Genomic DNA, 14,684 nt, shown 5'->3' with positions numbered 1-14,684 from the left:
TCACTTTAGGGTGACTCCCGAGACGCCGGCGGCGGCCAGTTGATCGAGCACCGCGACCAGTTGTTGCAGGCTCACGCCGGAGGCCGGGATCAGGAGCACTTGCAGGCTCGGTTCCAGCGCCAGTTGTCGCGCCAGCGCGGGCGCCAGTGCAACCGCTGAGATGGGTTGCCCGTTCAGGCGAAATTCACCCGCTTCATCGACCTGCACCCGCGCGGTCTGGGTTTCATCAACCCTGGTCTCGAGCGCCGATTCAGGTTCCGGCGCGGCCAGCCGCAGTGGCAGTGCCTGTTCGCGTTGCAGATTGGAGGCGAGCATGAAAAACAACAGCAGAATGAAGACCACATCAATCAGCGGCGTCAAACCGATAGCCGCGCGCCGCGCAGGTCGAGCAAGCCGCAGCGACAGCCGTTCAGGCCGCATCGCTGCCCCGTTGCGCCGAGGGCGCACTTGTCGACTGGAATGCCGCTTCCGTTATCGGCGTCGCTCCTTGATGCACCGCATCCGCCGCCGATTGGGCAACCTGATTGCGGGCGGTCATCAGATCGCGTGTAAAGACCTGGGTGACGGCATCCTCCATGCGATGACCGCAGCCCTCCACGCGTTGTTCCAGCCAGGCATGGGCGAAAACCACCGGAATAGCGACCCCAAGACCGGCTGCGGTGGTCAGCAGCGCCTGCCAGATGCCGCCGGAGAGCAGCGCCGGATTAACCTGGGCACCGGCCTGTTCGAGTTGACGAAATGCCTCAATCATGCCGAGCACAGTGCCAAGCAAGCCCAGCAGCGGGCTCAGGGTGGCGATGGTTTCGAGCGCACGCAGATAGCTGCGCAGACGCTCAAGCTCAGCGCTGGCGAGTCGAGCCAGCTCTTCGCGCAGCAGTTCGGCATCAATCCCGGGTAGCAGATAGCCCCTCAGCGCGCGATGCAGCAGGCGCGCAACCGGCTGGCAACTTCCAGCCAGCGCAGCCATAGCGCCGGCTGGTTCGTCCCGAGCCCAAAGCGCTAGGGCGCGGGCGACAGGTTCGCGCGCGTCCAGGCGCAGGCGGTGAAATTGCCAGGCTTTGATCAGCACAAGAGTCAAGGCCACCACCGACAGTGCGGCAATGATCATCAGCACTGGACCGCCGTCACTGAGCCAACGCAAGAGTTCGACCAGATTGCTGACGCCGTCGTCCGGGATACTCAGGGCTGCGCTCTCGGTCCCTGTGTTGGGTGCAGGCAAACTGGGCGGCACGGCGGTGCTGGTCGCTAAGTCTGCGGGCAGTGCATCGGTGGGCGACTCTAGCTGCGGTCCAGCCGCCGTTTCTGCGAATGGTTCAGGCAATACCTCAGACTTTGGGGAGGCAGCGGGCGCGGATGATGCTCCAGCAGCCGGTTCGGCTCGCATCCCATTAGCTGTAGGCGCTAAAGCCGAAGGCGCGGCCTGTGCAGTGGTGTCGGTCATTGCGAGAAGGACATCCTTAAAAATTTTGGTATTCGGAAACCGTTTGTTGAAGGTCTGATTTGCTTGGTGACATATTCTATCCAAGCCTCCTTCGTCAGACGATTGAAGACGTCATCGTGGTGGTCGTTATGTCTTAACATCTTTGCATCTGCTTCGCGCACTAACCTTGCTCATTCACCGGCAATGCGAAGCACCGTCCGCAGCGCCTTGTTGGGCGCCGATTGCTACTAACGCTCATGGTCACGGCCACCCCGGAGGATGAAGCCTGTTGTTTCACGGTAAAGCTTCAAAAATTTCAATAGCTTTATCTGTGTTGAACTGGAATTCAATTACACCTTGGCGAGCGGCAGCATTATAATGATTCTAGAGGCATAGGCGCTACACCTAAGGCAATACATGAGAAATTATGTCAAATTGTTCCTATTGACACTGTCCAACGTTTGAGCTAAATGGTAGCAAAAAGTGAAGCGAGGAACGAGCTTGGCTTTTTGACATCCATAGGAGCCCCTTGTTAGCTATATTCGGTTAATCTTCTCAATATTGTGAATGTAACCAAGTTGATACAGTTCTAGTGCAACTTGCTTTAATTCCCTGCTTTCAGCCTCAGACCTGTCCGAGTTGGAAACAAGCGCCTCATACTTGCGCTGCATACCTTTGATCTCGTGATCTTTGCGCCTACAGTCGCAACACCTCGTGCAATGAGCATCAATCCAGAATCCCAGCGTTTCAAACCAATATTGCTGTTCTTTCGCAAAAAAGATGAATGCCCGATGGCATTCTTCACAATGCTCCACAATATCTACATAAAGTGAACGAGGATAGATAGAATATTCCTGTCTATCCATATTTGCGGGAATTGCCGTTTCGGGAAAGTACTCCAAGCTTGAGTAACGCCAATGCGCACGTTCAATTTCCTCTTTGCTGTATTGATAGCCCGATAGAATCGGTTCATTTCCAAACCTCGGGTGATCGACGTACAGCCGATTTGGTTGCTTTCTCCGCTTGCTCATTTGTTAAAGCTAACCTCAAAGGTAACTGGCGCAGCAAAGCGGGGTCAAGTTAACCGCCTTGTTCGCTACCGGAATATATGACACTTTTTAGCCCTTTATCCGTCTCGGTTTCGGCAATGAACCTACTGCCATCTATACTGATAATCACAGTTCCCCCACCGACGCCAATGTGTTTATCCGCCTCTTCGAAGCTCATTTGTCCATGAACTCCAAACCCCGAAATCAGAACAATCTCATCGGACTCAAAGGGTCTGGATGAAATGGCACTAAGATATGCGCAAGGGCTTGAAAACAATTGGGGAAGGCTGGCAGCTAGGGTGATACGGTGAAATCGCCAAATCAAACCAACCACCCGAGGAGCCAGCCTTCATGCATGCTAACCATCGCCCGGGCTTGGAGCAACAGAAACAGATTCAGCGTCGCGCCGAGGAGACCGACTCCTACGCGTTCTTCAACGTCTTGACCAGTTCGCAACTGCTCGACGGAGTCGAGGCACTATTGCCAGCACATCGCGAGCGCGTGTTTCCGCCGACGGAGACATTGTCGATCACACCGTGCAGGTCTGGTCATCCTGGCGGCAACGCGGCGGGGCAACGCCCAATGGTGTTTGCGTGCTTGCCGTACTGAGTCTGATTGCCGAGCCGCGCATGATGGACGAGGGGGAGTCACTGACGACCGAGGCGCTGCGCAATCTGCTGAGTGAGGGGTTTTGATCGGCTCCAGTCGCTTCCCCGATGTTCACCGGTCTGCTCCGACCTTGTTGTCGGGACCGTGCAACTGCACCTGACAGGCGCCATCGACGCTCAGCGTCGGCTGATCGAGCCGGGCGCCAAGACCGCTGACCGCATCAGCGATGCGCGTCACCTGTCCACTGGCCAGATCCGCCCAATAGATAACCAACCAGCTGCCGTTCGGTCTCGCTGAACTCGATACCGATCAGCAACAGCGGCTGGCCGAGTGCGCGGCATTTGTCGGCATAGACCGGGTAAATGCCGTGACCATCGGGAGACGAGCAAGATCTCGCGCGCCACGACTTGCGCTGGATCGGCACGCCTGGCGGCTCATGCTATGCTCGCCTGGTCCAGTGACCCGGGAGCCGACGCATGCGTTTTTTCAACACCGAGGGGCCGGTGCGCCCCGACCGCCATTACAGCTTGCCGCCGCTGTCGCGCTGGGATCTCGACGCGGTGCTCGCCCTCATCGACCAAGAAAAGTATTTCCTGCTGCATGCCCCGCGCCAGACTGGCAAAACCACCTGTCTGCTGGCGCTGATGGAACATCTGAATCGAGAGGGGCGCTATCGGACGGTCTATACCAATCTGGAAACCGCGCAAACCGCACGCGAGGACGTGGCGCTGGGGATGCGCGCCATCTGTGGCGCCATTGAGGCCGCCGCCCAGCTCTACCTGGACGACGCGCGCTTGGCCGCCTGGACTGAGGACGCCTGGAGCCGGCGTGGTCCGAATGGCGTGCTAACGGGCTTGCTGGAGCATTGGAGCCAGGACAGTCCCCAGCCACTGGTGCTGCTGCTCGATGAAGTGGATGCGCTGGTCGGCGACACCCTGATCTCTCTGCTGCGTCAGTTGCGCGCGGGCTACCCACAGCGTCCGGCGGCCTTTCCACACACGGTGATCCTGTGCGGGGTGCGTGATCTGCGTGACTATCGCATCCACGCCAGCGGGGAGGCTAGCCCTATCACCGGCGGCAGCGCCTTCAACATCAAAGCCAAGTCGCTGCGCCTGGGAGACTTCTCGCCCGCCGAGGCGCGCAGGCTGCTGCTCGAACATACTGCCGAGACTGGGCAGGCGCTCACCCCCGAGGCGCTGGCGCGAGTCTGGGCGCTGACCCAGGGCCAGCCGTGGCTGGTCAACGCCCTGGCCTATCGCGCCTGCTTCGAGCTGCGCGCTGGTCGTGATCGCGCCCAACCGATCACGATCGATCTGATCGATCAGGCCAAGGAGGCAATGATCGTCGAGCGTGTCACCCATCTCGACCAGCTGGCCGACAAGCTACGCGAGGAGCGAGTGCGGCGGGTGATCGAGCCGATGCTGGCCGGCACCACACCGGGCGTGATTCCGGAAGACGACCGCCAGTATCTGATTGATCTGGGACTCTTGCGGCGCGAGGGGTCGGGGGGCCTGGTGATCGCCAATCCGATCTACCGCGAGGTCCTGCCGCGCGCCCTGGCCAGCGGTCCCCAGGATTCGCTGCCCCAGATTGCTCCGACCTGGCTCGACCCCGACGGCCGCCTCAACCCCGAGCGCCTGCTCGACGCCTTTCTGAGCTTCTGGCGCCAGCATGGCGAACCACTGTTCAACAGCGCGCCCTATCACGAAATTGCCCCGCATCTGGTGCTGATGGCCTTTCTACAACGGGTGGTCAACGGCGGCGGGACCTTGGAGCGCGAATATGCCATCGGCGCCGGACGCATGGACCTGTGCCTGCGTTATGGGGCGCTCACGCTGGGAATGGAACTCAAGGTGTGGCGCGACGGCAAGCCCGATCCGCTGCCCGAGGGATTGGATCAGCTCGAGGGGTATCTGTCCGGTCTGGGTCTCGACAGCGGCTGGCTGGTGATCTTCGACCGCCGCACCGGGCAGCCACCGCTGGCCGAGCGGACCGCCAGCACAGCGGCCAGCAGCGCCCAGGGACGGCGGATTCGGGTGGTGCGGGCCTGAGCGATCTGCCCCTCTCTGCGAGTAGATCCCATCGCTCTGAATGCTTTGCGGCCCTCGCCGCGAGCGGATTGGCCAGGGCGTCACGGACCTGGTCCAGGGTCACGGAGCGGGAGGGGTCGCGCAGATAGGCCAGTCTCGCATCGCCCGCTACAACAAACGGCCGCTGGAAATCCGCTGTACTGCGCCACTGCGGGGTAGGAATTAAAGAGGTCTGGATGGAATTGTTTTCCAGACTGTAAATCAACGCGCAATCAATCGCCTAACGATGGCCTTCAGTCCGGCCGCTCGCTACGCGCGCGGCGGCTGAGGCTGGCATTAGTAGATAGCGTCAAATCCCTGTTCATTGCACAAGGCCGAGGTGGACGGGTTGTCGAATTTTAAGGTTTCCGCCGATTTTTGGCTGAATCTTCAGGTTCGATGGGATCTTGTCAGAGCGCAAACCGCTGAGGCAGAAGAGCTGGCCTTGAGTGAGGATTTTTATCCGCTGAAAAAATGGCCTAAAGTTATCTCACAATGGTAGGACTTAGTAACCGGGGAATTCTGATGCGCGTTAGCGAAACTATTGCCGGACTGGTCGCGCTAGGCGTGGCCTTCACCTCTGTCACAAATGCATCACCGCACAGCAGGAACAATAACATGCTGATTGAAAAGGCACAGGAGGGGTACCGACTGTCAGTTGAAATACCCTACAAGTTCAACGATCAGGTGACCTTTGCATCCAAGTACAATGGTTCCGGGAGCGGCATAATCGTTGCGATTGATATCGCGTTTGACGGAAGCATCGCTTACACGATCGAAATGCCTGATAGAACATGGCAGGCTGGCATCGCTGCAGAGGAAATAAAACTTATCAGACCGGCGCCTAACAATCCCTGATCGATTCAAGAAGCTACGGTTGTCTCTGCTGTCCTGCCGCGTGATGCACCGAAAGCACTGTACGCCGAGCAAATCAAGCCAGCCAAAGAAAGCGCGCCGAGTTCCGCGTGGCGCTTGGGAGTCAGGGCTGGATATGCGCCGGCTCTGCCTCCACTGTCTCTTGGTGTCGCCGACTCGGCTTTGCGCGTTGATCGAAAAAGGCGCAGCGGGGTTCGCGCGAGGCTTGGATTTCTCAGTGAAAAATGTTCAGGAGCTTTCTCATGACTATCAGCGTTGCCCTTGATAATGAGGGATTTTTGGTCAATCGTGACGATTGGAGCGAGGAAGTGGCGCAAGAGCTTGCCACCACAGATGATTTTGAGATGAACGATCAGGTGATGGGCTTCATCCGCGAGGCGCGGGCGATGTACGAGAACGATGGCGTGGTGCCGCCGATTCGCATCTTTGCCAAGAAGCAAAGCGTCTCGACCAAAGAGCTGTACAACATCTTCAAGAAAGGCCCGATGAAGCTGATCTGCAAGTGGGGCGGTCTGCCGAAGCCGACCGGCTGCGTTTGATGCCCTACCCTGCCGCCGGCCTCGGCTGCGAGGGCGCGCGGCTACTGACGTCCTCGGGTGTGCTCCAGCGGCCTTCGATGTCGTAGCAGCGGCCAGCGCGCAGGGCGATCAGGTCGCCCTCGCCGAGCGGTTCCCAGAGCTCATCGGTGAGCGGTACGCTGGCGATCAGTGCCACGTCCTGGCGCACGGTTTGCAGGCGTACGCCGGCATCCTTGAGTTCGGGCGCCGATTCCCAGCAGGAGCGTTGCAGCAGGTAGAGCCCCGGCGGGCGCATGGCGCCGTCAGGCTGGGTGCGGCGGTGGGCGTGGATGAAGAGCGCGTCGGCATCGGCGTAGATGAAGTTGGCGGGGCCGAGCTTGCGCATTTCGCGGCTAAAGTCGGCAATCACGGCCAGCCTCTGCTCCAGCGGTGGTGGCTCGTCGCGGTCTTCCCACAGCGGGGCCAGGTGCTCCATCAGCATACAGAATGCGCGCTCGGAGTCGGAATCGCCGATAGGGCGGAAGCGTGTGTTGCTCGGCGCGGGCTGCTCCAGCAGTTGCGGGAAATCGCCATTGTGCGCAAACACATGACTGCGACCGCCCAGTTCGCGCACGAATGGCTGGGTGTTTTGCAATGAGCGGGCGCCGAAGGTGGCCTGGCGCAGGTGCGAGACGGCCATGCAGGTGCGCACGCCCTGCACATCTGCAAAGCGCAGTAGCAGGCTTTCGCATGCCGGACGTGGTTCGCGCAGCAGCAGGCAGTCGCGTTGCTCGTAGCAAGCCAGCCCCCAGCCGTCTTTGTGGGGCCCCTCGGCACCGCCGTGGCGCGCCAGGCGCCCGAGCGACAGTCCAAGCGTCGCCGGCACTCGGCTGGACATGGCAAAGAGTTCACACATGGGCGCCCTTCCCCGCACCCCGTTTCACACTGGGCACTGGCCGGTTTGTGCCTGCACCTTCCTGCGGTCGAAAACGCAAACGCAGGTCATCGCCAATCTGACGCACCTCCAGCAGCTCCAGGCCGACGCGCTGCTCCATGCGCTCAAGTCCCGGCAGGTGAAAGAGCCCGCGCGCCGCATCGCCCATCAGGTGCGTGGCCAGGTAGACCCAGAGTTCATCGATCCAGCCGCCGCGCAGGGCCGCACCGGCCAGTTGCGGGCCCGCTTCGATCAGTACCTCATTGCAGTCGCGCCGCCCGAGTTCCCGCAGCGCCCAGCCGAGGTCGATTTGTCCGCTGCCGGATGGAATTGACGTCAGCACTTCGGCGCCGGCGGCTTCAAGCAGGTTCCATTGCCGATGCTCGGGCGTGACGGCGGTCATCACCAGGGTACGCCCAGGCAATCCGAGCAGGCGCGCGTCCTCAGGCAGGCGCAACTGAGTGTCGAGCACCACCCGCAGCGGCTGACGCACTGCTGATCTGGCTGCAGGCGCTTGCCCGGTCTGGGGATCGATGCGCACATTGAGCGAGGGATCATCGGACAAAACAGTGCCAATGCCGGTGAGGATGGCCGATGAGCGCGCGCGCAGGCGTTGCACATCGGCGCGCGCGGCATCCGAGGTGATCCAGCGGCTCTCACCGCTGGCCATGGCGGTACGCCCGTCCAGGCTCATGGCCAGTTTGCACCGCACCCAGGGCAGGCCCGTGCGCATGCGGCGGATAAAGCCCGGGTTGAGCGCCTCGGCCTCGGTTTGCATCAGACCCGCCTCGACAGCGATGCCGGCCGCGCGCAGCTGCTCGAGCCCCTGGCCGGCCACGCGTGGATTGGGGTCTTGCATGGCAGCGACTACCCGCGCCACCCCGGCATTGATCAGCGCCTCAGTGCACGGGGGCGTGCGCCCCTGATGACAGCAGGGTTCGAGGGTGACATAGGCTGTGGCGCCGCGCGCCTGCTCGCCGGCTTGGCGCAGTGCCAGCGGCTCGGCGTGGGGCTCGCCGGTACGCTGGTGCCATGCGTCGGCGATGATCTCGCCCGCGCGCACCAGCACGCAGCCGACTCTGGGATTGGGGTCGGTGCTATAGAGCCCGCGTTCGGCCAAGCGCAGTGCCCGGGCCATGAAACGCGCATCTGCGTCCTCAGCCGCGTCGGCGCGGCTCATTTCGACTCCAGCGCGCTCAGCAGGTCAAGCTGGGCGCGCTTGACCTCGGGCGAGGGCTGGCGCTCCAGGCGCTCGATCTCCTCGCGAAAGGCCTCGACATCCTCGAACTTGCGATACACCGAGGCAAAGCGCACGTAGGCCACCTGATCGAGCCCGCGCAGCTCGTCCATCAGGAATTCGCCAACGTCGCGCGACTGCACTTCACTCGCGCCCGTGGCCTGGAGCCGACGACTGATGCGCGCGATCACCGCTTCGACCTCATCGGCGCTGACCGGGCGTTTCTCGACCGCCCGCATCAGCCCGGAACGCAGCTTACGCCCATCGAAAGGCACCCGCGAACCATCGCGTTTAATCACCCGCGGCAGTTCCAGCTCGGGCTTTTCATAGGTGGTGAAACGCTCGCTGCAAACAATGCAGCGGCGGCGCCGGCGCACCTGATCGCCATCGCCATAGAGGCGCGAGTCCACCACCTTGGTGTCTTCGGCACCACAGAAGGGGCAGCGCATGGGCCGACCTCAGGCGCCGGACTCGCGCCGGGTCGGGAGGATTGGACGATCCGCTACCGGAGTCAACGAGAGTAAACCGGGAAACGCTGGCAGAGTGCGAGCACCTGCGCCTTGACCTTCTCGATGGTGCCGGCATCGCCGCGACTGTCGATGAGATCGCACATCCAGCTGGCCAGCTCGCGTGCTTCGGGCTCGCCAAAGCCGCGCGTGGTAATGGCCGGCGTGCCGATGCGAATGCCGCTGGTCACAAAGGGCGACTGGGGGTCGTTCGGCACCGCATTTTTGTTGACGGTGATATTGGCCGCACCCAGCCAGGCATCGACATCCTTGCCAGTCAGGCCCTGGGCGATGAAGCTGACCAGGAAGAGATGATCGTCCGTGCCGCCGGAGACCACCTCGAAGCCGCGCTCGATGAAAACTCCCGCCATGGCGCGGGCATTGGTCATCACTTGCTGCTGATAGGTCTTGAACTCGGGCTCCATGGCCTCTTTGAAAGCGACCGCCTTGGCCGCGATGACATGCATCAACGGCCCACCCTGGGTGCCGGGGAAAACCAGGGAATTGAGCTTTTTTTCGATCTCAGGATTGGACTTGGCCAAAATCAGACCGCCACGCGGACCACGCAGCGTCTTGTGGGTGGTTGTAGTGGTGACATCGGCGATGGCGACCGGACTCGGATAAACGCCTGCGGCAACCAGGCCGGCGACATGGGCCATGTCCACCAGCAGATAGGCACCAACCTCATCGGCAATGTCGCGGAAGCGCTGCCAGTCGACCACTCGAGAGTAAGCCGAGAAGCCGGCAACGATCATCTTCGGGCGATGATCGCGCGCCAGGGCGGCGACCTGATCGTAGTCGATCTCGCCGGTGTCCGGGTTGAGCCCGTATTGCACCGCATTGTAGAGCTTGCCGGAGAAGTTTGGCTTGGCACCGTGGGTCAGATGGCCACCATGGGCCAGACTCATGCCGAGCACTGTATCGCCCGGCTGGCACAATGCCATGTAGACGGCAGCATTGGCCTGAGAGCCGGAATGCGGCTGCACATTGGCGTAGTCGGCGCCGAACAGGGCCTTGGCGCGATCAATGGCCAGACGCTCGGCCACATCGACATAGTCGCAGCCGCCGTAGTAACGCTTGCCCGGATAGCCCTCGGCGTACTTGTTGGTCAGCACCGAGCCCTGGGCCTCGAGCACCCGAGGACTGGTGTAGTTTTCCGATGCGATCAGCTCGACGTGCTCCTCCTGGCGGCGCTCCTCGTCGCGCAGCGCCTGGAAAAGTTCATCGTCGTAGCCCTGAATCTGCATTGTAGTATCGAACATGCACGCTCCTAAATGGCGAAATGGAATGCTGGAATGAGTTCACTCATGCGGGCAGTTTAGCGATTTCGGCCGCGACCGTCATGGCCAGCCCCACGACGGGATAGCCGCAGATGGCAAATGGGCCCTTCAAGCGCCAGGTGGCGATGGCAACAAATCGCCAGTCTCTGCCTCCTTCACGTCCAAAACCGGCAAGCTGATGAAAAAGCATGCGCCCTGCCCTGGGCTGGAATCGGCCCAGATACGCCCGTCGTGGTTGTCGAGAATGGTCTGGCTGATTGGCAGCCCCATGCCCATGCCGGTTTCCTTGGTGGTGAAAAAGGGATCAAACAAGCGCACCATGCGTGAGGGAGCGATTCCAGGCCCACTATCGGCGACGCTGACCAAAGCGGTACCATCGGCGGCACGGGTGGCAATACTCAGGCGACGGTCCTCTGGCGACTGTTCGGCCAGGGCATCGAGCGCATTGCGCACCAGATTCAGCAGCACCTGCTCAATCTGCACCAGATCGACATCGACCGGAATCTCGCCTTCGGTCAAGTCAAGCGCAATGCTCACTGCCAGGCGTTCGGTCTCGAACTCAACAAAGCCGCAGACCTCGCGCACCAGATGGTTAAGATCGGCGCGCGAGCGAATGGGCGGCTGTTTGCCCACTAGCGCGCGCAGGCGGCGAATAATCTCGCCGGCCCGTTCGGCCTGGCTCGAAATCTGGCTCATGGCGGACACCAGAGCATCGGTCTCGCCGATGCCGCCCTGTAGCCGCCGACTGGCGCCTTTGGCGTAGTTCACAATGGCCGCCAGCGGCTGGTTTAGCTCATGCGCCATGCCGGTGGCTACCTCGCCCATGGTGCTCAGGCGGCACACATGCACCAGTTCGGCCTGGTGCTGGCGCGACTCCTGCTCGGCACGACGCACGGCGGTGATATCGCGCACATAGACATTGACATAGCCAAGGTCCTGAATGGGCACAAAAAGCAGGGAGAAAATGTGACTGCCAAAATCATCCTCGCGTTCCTGGGGCTGGCCCTCCTGCATCGCCTCGGTCAGGGTATCGCACCAGGGCGACGGCAGCTGCCCCTGCGCCGTGGTCTCCCAGCAGGCGATGAGCGGTTCGCTGGCCGCGTTGGCATAGACAATCTGCCCTTGTTCATTCACACGAAGTATGGGGTTGGGGCTCTCGCTGGCGAAACGTGCCAGGCTTTTAATCTCGCGCTCCGCCTGCTTACGCTTGGTGATGTCATGAATATACAGGGTGTAAAAGCGCTGATCGTCAAGATCGATCGGCACGATCGAAAGCTCAATCGGGAACACCAGACCGTCGCCACGCCGGGCGCGCAGTTCGCCGCGCACATGGGTCTGATGCTTGCCGAGCCGATGCCCGGCGGATTCGCTCAGCATGTTCTGAAACTGCTCTGAAACGCTCGGGGCGACGAAATGATCAGCAAAGGACTCGCCAAGCGCCTGGGCGGGCCCGAAACCGAGCATCTGTTCCGCCGTGGGGTTGTAGTCGATCATCTTGCCGTCGCGATTCAGAGTGACGATGGCATCGAGCGATGCCTCCATGATGGCCGCCTTGAGCGCCTCGGTTTCGCGCATTTCGCTCTCGTGCTTGCGGCGCATTTCCTCGCGCGCATGCAGCACCAGTTGAGTGAACTGCTGAATCCACTCCTCAAGCAAGAGCAACTGGTTGCCGCCGCGACTGAATGACGGATGCTCGATGCCCAGCGCTCGCTGCGAAAAAGACGACATGCGCACCAGGACTTTATTCAGTCGCAACGAGACCAGGTAGATGACCAGGGTGAAGACGCTGACAAAAACCAAGGCCGCCAACAGGCGCTGGCGCCGCTCAAAATGCACGGTATGGCGCGACATGCGGTTGATGCTGCGTTGCGGAACAAAGGTGGCAAACAGCATGTTCCAATTGGAGCCCTCGTAAACAGGAAGCGACTGGCGGGTAATCAGAAAGCGGTCCGTCCAGTCATCCACCAGAGTTCCCGGCACCAATCGCCGGGGTTCATCGCTGGCCAGGATGCGTTGCGCGTCGGAATCGACCAGCGCTACCACGGAGCGATCTGAAGGCACGGCACCATTGGATGCCGCCAGAAAATCCGCGTTGATCGGCACCAGCACCATGAGGCGCCCCATGGTGTAGCCCCCGGCGTCTTCCACCCGGTCGCTGACCAGAAGATAGGGCTGATCCTCCAAGCGGATCAGCAGTGGGCGCACCTCCTCGTCATCGTTCAGCCACTGCTGGGTGTCGTTCAGCAGTTCAGCCGGCAAGGGCTCGTCGCCTGCCTGGTAGATCTCCCGTAACTGTCCGCGGGTATCGACCAGCGCGACATGGCTTGGCGCCAAGAGCGCGTTGCGCCCAAAAAAATCCGGCAACCACAGAGGGCGAAAGCCTGCGTAGATGACGGGGTCGACCTCTTCTTCCGGAAACCAGAACAGGGGTTCCAGATACTGTGCCAGGCGCCGGTGGTTTGCCAGCAGCCTGGTGGTGGCGGCGTAGTTGCTCAAATACTGGTTGAACCGCAGCAGGCTCTCGCGCGAGCGCAGATCAAGCCTTGCCTGTAATTCCTCACCGAAGATTTTCTGCACCGCGCGACTCTGGATTTGATCCAGCACGCCCCAGACGGCGAATCCTGCCGCCAGGCCGATCAGGATGGCGATCACTGGCATCGGCAGCCGTCGCAGGATGCGAAACATCCAGTGTTTGAGTTTTGTGAGTCGAAATTTCACTGGCAAAAAGCCCTTGTGGGAATGACAGGATCACCGAAAATGCATTTGTTATACCAAGCGCAAACTAATGTTCTGTTTTGGGTCGGGTGACGGCCACGGGGTCTCGGCGGCAGGACGCCGCCGGGAAGCCTACAGGGAAGTATTCACGGCGTCCCCGTGGCCGTCACCCGACCCAGAACGAGCCGAAATCTCAAAGAGTTTCGGTATACAGCGAAAAATGTGAAGCAAATTGGGCTCTTTGAGATGACGGCGGCGGCGAATTTCCGGACAATAGCGCGCATGCCACTTTCAGACCAATCGCCAGCCCCGATTCCAGCCCCGACGCCAAGCACGGCCCGCGCCCCGATCCAAGCGCAGCCCGCGCATGCGCCACTGCTCGATTCCGCGCGTCTCGAGCAAGCACGCGCGCCCAGCATCATGCGGCGTATCCTCAGCGCCATTTATGATCTCATGCTGGTCGCCGGTGTCCTTGTCATGGCCACTGCGCTGGCCACCCTGGCCTATCAGGGGCTGTTTGATGGCGATCTCACTCAGGGATTGCCCCGGATCTTATTCCAAGCCTACCTGCTCGGCGTTTGTGTGCTCTACTATCTTTACTTCTGGTCGAGCGGTCGGCAAAGTCTTGGCATGCGCGCATGGCGCCTACAGCTAGTGCGCCTGGATGGCCAGCCCCTCAGCTGGGGCGATGCGTTCCGCCGGCTCGGCCTCACACTGCTGTGCATGGCTCCAGCCGGACTTGGGCTCTGGTGGGCTTTATTTGATCGCGGCCACTTGGGCTGGCACGACCGGCTCTCAGGAACCCGCCTGGTGATCCTGGCCAAGCCAAAAAAGCGTTGAGGCTGAGCATGCTAGTCGAGCTTATCCCCGTCACCGATTTTCAGCAAAATTGCACCCTGCTGCTGTGCGAACAAACGCGCGAGGCGGTGATTGTCGACCCGGGCGGGGAGCCTGAGCGGATTATCGCTACCCTCAAGCGGCTAGGCGCCAAACCCAAGCGACTGCTGCTCACACATGGGCATCTCGACCATGTCGGAGCAGCACCCGAGCTTGCTCGAGCGCTGGAATTGCCTATCCTCGGCCCGCATCGCGACGATGCCTTCCTGCTTGAAGCTCTGCCACAACAGGCGCAGATGTTTGGTTTTCCGCCACATCAGGCGTTCACGCCCGACGCCTGGCTGGAGGCTGGCGAGAGCATTCGGTTTGGCGAGGAATGCCTGAAGGTGCTGCATTGCCCCGGCCATTCGCCCGGGCATCTGGTGTACTTCGACAGTTCCGGTTCCCTCGCGCAGGTGGGCGATGTGCTCTTTCGTGGTGCCATTGGTCGCACCGATCTGCCGCGTGGCAATCATGAGCAACTCTTGCGCTCAATCCGAGAGGTGCTGCTACCGCTGGGCGATCATGTGCGTTTCATTCCCGGTCACGGTCCCATGTCATCCCTGGGCGCCGAGCGGCGCGATAACCCCTTTCTGGCGTCAGCGCACTAAGCCTG

17 protein-coding genes are annotated in these 14,684 nt (G+C 61.1%); 6 read left to right on the top strand and 11 right to left on the bottom strand.

Features of this window, described 5'->3' with window-relative positions:
* The 4 genes from Thiofri_RS11950 to Thiofri_RS11935 all read right to left on the bottom strand — a co-directional run bounded on the left by Thiofri_RS11950 (nucleotide 1) and on the right by Thiofri_RS11935 (nucleotide 2,647).
* Nucleotides 1-420 (bottom strand): ExbD/TolR family protein, encoded by a 420-nt coding sequence (locus Thiofri_RS11950; RefSeq protein ID WP_009151637.1) that lies wholly within the window; start codon nucleotides 418-420, stop codon nucleotides 1-3.
* Nucleotides 410-1,321, bottom strand: a complete 912-nt coding sequence (locus Thiofri_RS11945) for a MotA/TolQ/ExbB proton channel family protein (RefSeq protein WP_313778919.1) — start codon at nucleotides 1,319-1,321, stop codon at nucleotides 410-412. The genes Thiofri_RS11950 and Thiofri_RS11945 overlap by 11 nt, the downstream gene beginning before the upstream one ends.
* Nucleotides 1,322-1,956: 635 nt before the next feature.
* A complete protein-coding gene (locus Thiofri_RS11940) occupies nucleotides 1,957-2,451 on the bottom strand; it encodes a zinc-ribbon domain containing protein (RefSeq protein ID WP_009151639.1) in 495 nt (164 codons plus the stop codon).
* Between the two features lie 49 nt (nucleotides 2,452-2,500).
* Complete coding sequence (locus tag Thiofri_RS11935) at nucleotides 2,501-2,647, bottom strand: hypothetical protein (protein WP_009151640.1); 147 nt, start codon at nucleotides 2,645-2,647, stop codon at nucleotides 2,501-2,503.
* A 173-nt stretch (nucleotides 2,648-2,820) separates the two neighbouring features.
* Between Thiofri_RS11935 and Thiofri_RS11930 the strand changes: the two genes are divergently transcribed.
* Nucleotides 2,821-3,078 (top strand): hypothetical protein, encoded by a 258-nt coding sequence (locus tag Thiofri_RS11930; RefSeq protein ID WP_009151641.1) that lies wholly within the window; start codon nucleotides 2,821-2,823, stop codon nucleotides 3,076-3,078.
* A 111-nt stretch (nucleotides 3,079-3,189) separates the two neighbouring features.
* Here the strand turns inward: Thiofri_RS11930 and Thiofri_RS11925 are convergent, their stop codons facing one another.
* Entirely contained in the window at nucleotides 3,190-3,315 is a 126-nt protein-coding gene (locus Thiofri_RS11925) for a hypothetical protein (protein WP_255324750.1), read from the bottom strand.
* On the bottom strand, nucleotides 3,299-3,502 hold the full coding sequence (locus Thiofri_RS11920; RefSeq protein ID WP_143742113.1) for a hypothetical protein: 204 nt from the start codon (nucleotides 3,500-3,502) through the stop codon (nucleotides 3,299-3,301). Before Thiofri_RS11920 ends, Thiofri_RS11925 begins: the two co-directional genes overlap by 17 nt.
* A 52-nt stretch (nucleotides 3,503-3,554) precedes the next feature.
* Here Thiofri_RS11920 and Thiofri_RS11915 point away from each other — a divergent pair, with 52 nt between their 5' ends.
* The 3 genes from Thiofri_RS11915 to Thiofri_RS11905 all read left to right on the top strand — a co-directional run bounded on the left by Thiofri_RS11915 (nucleotide 3,555) and on the right by Thiofri_RS11905 (nucleotide 6,562).
* Nucleotides 3,555-5,129 (top strand): ATP-binding protein, encoded by a 1,575-nt coding sequence (locus Thiofri_RS11915; RefSeq protein WP_009151642.1) that lies wholly within the window; start codon nucleotides 3,555-3,557, stop codon nucleotides 5,127-5,129.
* 543 nt (nucleotides 5,130-5,672) lie between these two features.
* Nucleotides 5,673-6,005, top strand: coding sequence for a hypothetical protein (locus Thiofri_RS11910; protein ID WP_009151643.1), 333 nt, complete (start codon nucleotides 5,673-5,675; stop codon nucleotides 6,003-6,005).
* 260 nt (nucleotides 6,006-6,265) lie between these two features.
* A complete protein-coding gene (locus Thiofri_RS11905) occupies nucleotides 6,266-6,562 on the top strand; it encodes a TusE/DsrC/DsvC family sulfur relay protein (RefSeq protein ID WP_009151644.1) in 297 nt (98 codons plus the stop codon).
* A 4-nt stretch (nucleotides 6,563-6,566) separates the two neighbouring features.
* On the opposite strand, the gene Thiofri_RS11900 is transcribed toward Thiofri_RS11905, so the two are convergent.
* From Thiofri_RS11900 to Thiofri_RS11880, 5 genes are all read right to left on the bottom strand, one after another.
* Nucleotides 6,567-7,436, bottom strand: coding sequence for a class II glutamine amidotransferase (locus Thiofri_RS11900; protein ID WP_009151645.1), 870 nt, complete (start codon nucleotides 7,434-7,436; stop codon nucleotides 6,567-6,569).
* Nucleotides 7,429-8,634 (bottom strand): bifunctional diaminohydroxyphosphoribosylaminopyrimidine deaminase/5-amino-6-(5-phosphoribosylamino)uracil reductase RibD, encoded by a 1,206-nt coding sequence (gene ribD / locus Thiofri_RS11895; protein ID WP_009151646.1) that lies wholly within the window; start codon nucleotides 8,632-8,634, stop codon nucleotides 7,429-7,431. The genes Thiofri_RS11900 and ribD overlap by 8 nt, the downstream gene beginning before the upstream one ends.
* Nucleotides 8,631-9,140: a transcriptional regulator NrdR gene (nrdR, locus tag Thiofri_RS11890; RefSeq protein ID WP_009151647.1), complete on the bottom strand. Its 510-nt coding sequence runs from the start codon at nucleotides 9,138-9,140 to the stop codon at nucleotides 8,631-8,633. Before nrdR ends, ribD begins: the two co-directional genes overlap by 4 nt.
* 62 nt (nucleotides 9,141-9,202) lie before the next feature.
* Nucleotides 9,203-10,459, bottom strand: a complete 1,257-nt coding sequence (gene glyA / locus Thiofri_RS11885) for a serine hydroxymethyltransferase (protein ID WP_009151648.1) — start codon at nucleotides 10,457-10,459, stop codon at nucleotides 9,203-9,205.
* Nucleotides 10,460-10,585: 126 nt separating this feature from the next.
* Nucleotides 10,586-13,135, bottom strand: coding sequence for a PAS domain-containing sensor histidine kinase (locus Thiofri_RS11880; protein WP_051024050.1), 2,550 nt, complete (start codon nucleotides 13,133-13,135; stop codon nucleotides 10,586-10,588).
* A 339-nt stretch (nucleotides 13,136-13,474) separates the two neighbouring features.
* On the opposite strand from Thiofri_RS11880, the gene Thiofri_RS11875 reads away from it, so the two are divergent.
* Both Thiofri_RS11875 and Thiofri_RS11870 read left to right on the top strand, forming a co-directional pair.
* Nucleotides 13,475-14,032: an RDD family protein gene (locus tag Thiofri_RS11875; protein ID WP_190275888.1), complete on the top strand. Its 558-nt coding sequence runs from the start codon at nucleotides 13,475-13,477 to the stop codon at nucleotides 14,030-14,032.
* A gap of 8 nt (nucleotides 14,033-14,040) precedes the next feature.
* Nucleotides 14,041-14,679, top strand: coding sequence for an MBL fold metallo-hydrolase (locus Thiofri_RS11870; protein ID WP_009151651.1), 639 nt, complete (start codon nucleotides 14,041-14,043; stop codon nucleotides 14,677-14,679).
* Nucleotides 14,680-14,684 lie beyond the last annotated feature (5 nt).

This window comes from Thiorhodovibrio frisius, assembly GCF_033954835.1.
In the GTDB taxonomy this organism is placed as follows: domain Bacteria; phylum Pseudomonadota; class Gammaproteobacteria; order Chromatiales; family Chromatiaceae; genus Thiorhodovibrio; species Thiorhodovibrio frisius.
Note: the sequence above shows the minus strand (reverse complement) of the source record. Positions and strands in the feature narration are given on the sequence as shown.

Coding starts and splice junctions, on each gene's coding strand:
- Thiofri_RS11950 (WP_009151637.1), bottom strand. CDS start 420: ATGCGGCCTGAACGGCTGTCGCTGCGGCTTGCTCGACCTGCGCGGCGC.
- Thiofri_RS11940 (WP_009151639.1), bottom strand. CDS start 2,451: ATGAGCAAGCGGAGAAAGCAACCAAATCGGCTGTACGTCGATCACCCG.
- Thiofri_RS11935 (WP_009151640.1), bottom strand. CDS start 2,647: ATGAGCTTCGAAGAGGCGGATAAACACATTGGCGTCGGTGGGGGAACT.
- Thiofri_RS11930 (WP_009151641.1), top strand. CDS start 2,821: ATGCATGCTAACCATCGCCCGGGCTTGGAGCAACAGAAACAGATTCAG.
- Thiofri_RS11915 (WP_009151642.1), top strand. CDS start 3,555: ATGCGTTTTTTCAACACCGAGGGGCCGGTGCGCCCCGACCGCCATTAC.
- Thiofri_RS11910 (WP_009151643.1), top strand. CDS start 5,673: ATGCGCGTTAGCGAAACTATTGCCGGACTGGTCGCGCTAGGCGTGGCC.
- Thiofri_RS11905 (WP_009151644.1), top strand. CDS start 6,266: ATGACTATCAGCGTTGCCCTTGATAATGAGGGATTTTTGGTCAATCGT.
- Thiofri_RS11900 (WP_009151645.1), bottom strand. CDS start 7,436: ATGTGTGAACTCTTTGCCATGTCCAGCCGAGTGCCGGCGACGCTTGGA.
- ribD (WP_009151646.1), bottom strand. CDS start 8,634: ATGAGCCGCGCCGACGCGGCTGAGGACGCAGATGCGCGTTTCATGGCC.
- nrdR (WP_009151647.1), bottom strand. CDS start 9,140: ATGCGCTGCCCCTTCTGTGGTGCCGAAGACACCAAGGTGGTGGACTCG.
- glyA (WP_009151648.1), bottom strand. CDS start 10,459: ATGTTCGATACTACAATGCAGATTCAGGGCTACGACGATGAACTTTTC.
- Thiofri_RS11880 (WP_051024050.1), bottom strand. CDS start 13,135: ATGCCAGTGATCGCCATCCTGATCGGCCTGGCGGCAGGATTCGCCGTC.
- Thiofri_RS11875 (WP_190275888.1), top strand. CDS start 13,475: ATGCCACTTTCAGACCAATCGCCAGCCCCGATTCCAGCCCCGACGCCA.
- Thiofri_RS11870 (WP_009151651.1), top strand. CDS start 14,041: ATGCTAGTCGAGCTTATCCCCGTCACCGATTTTCAGCAAAATTGCACC.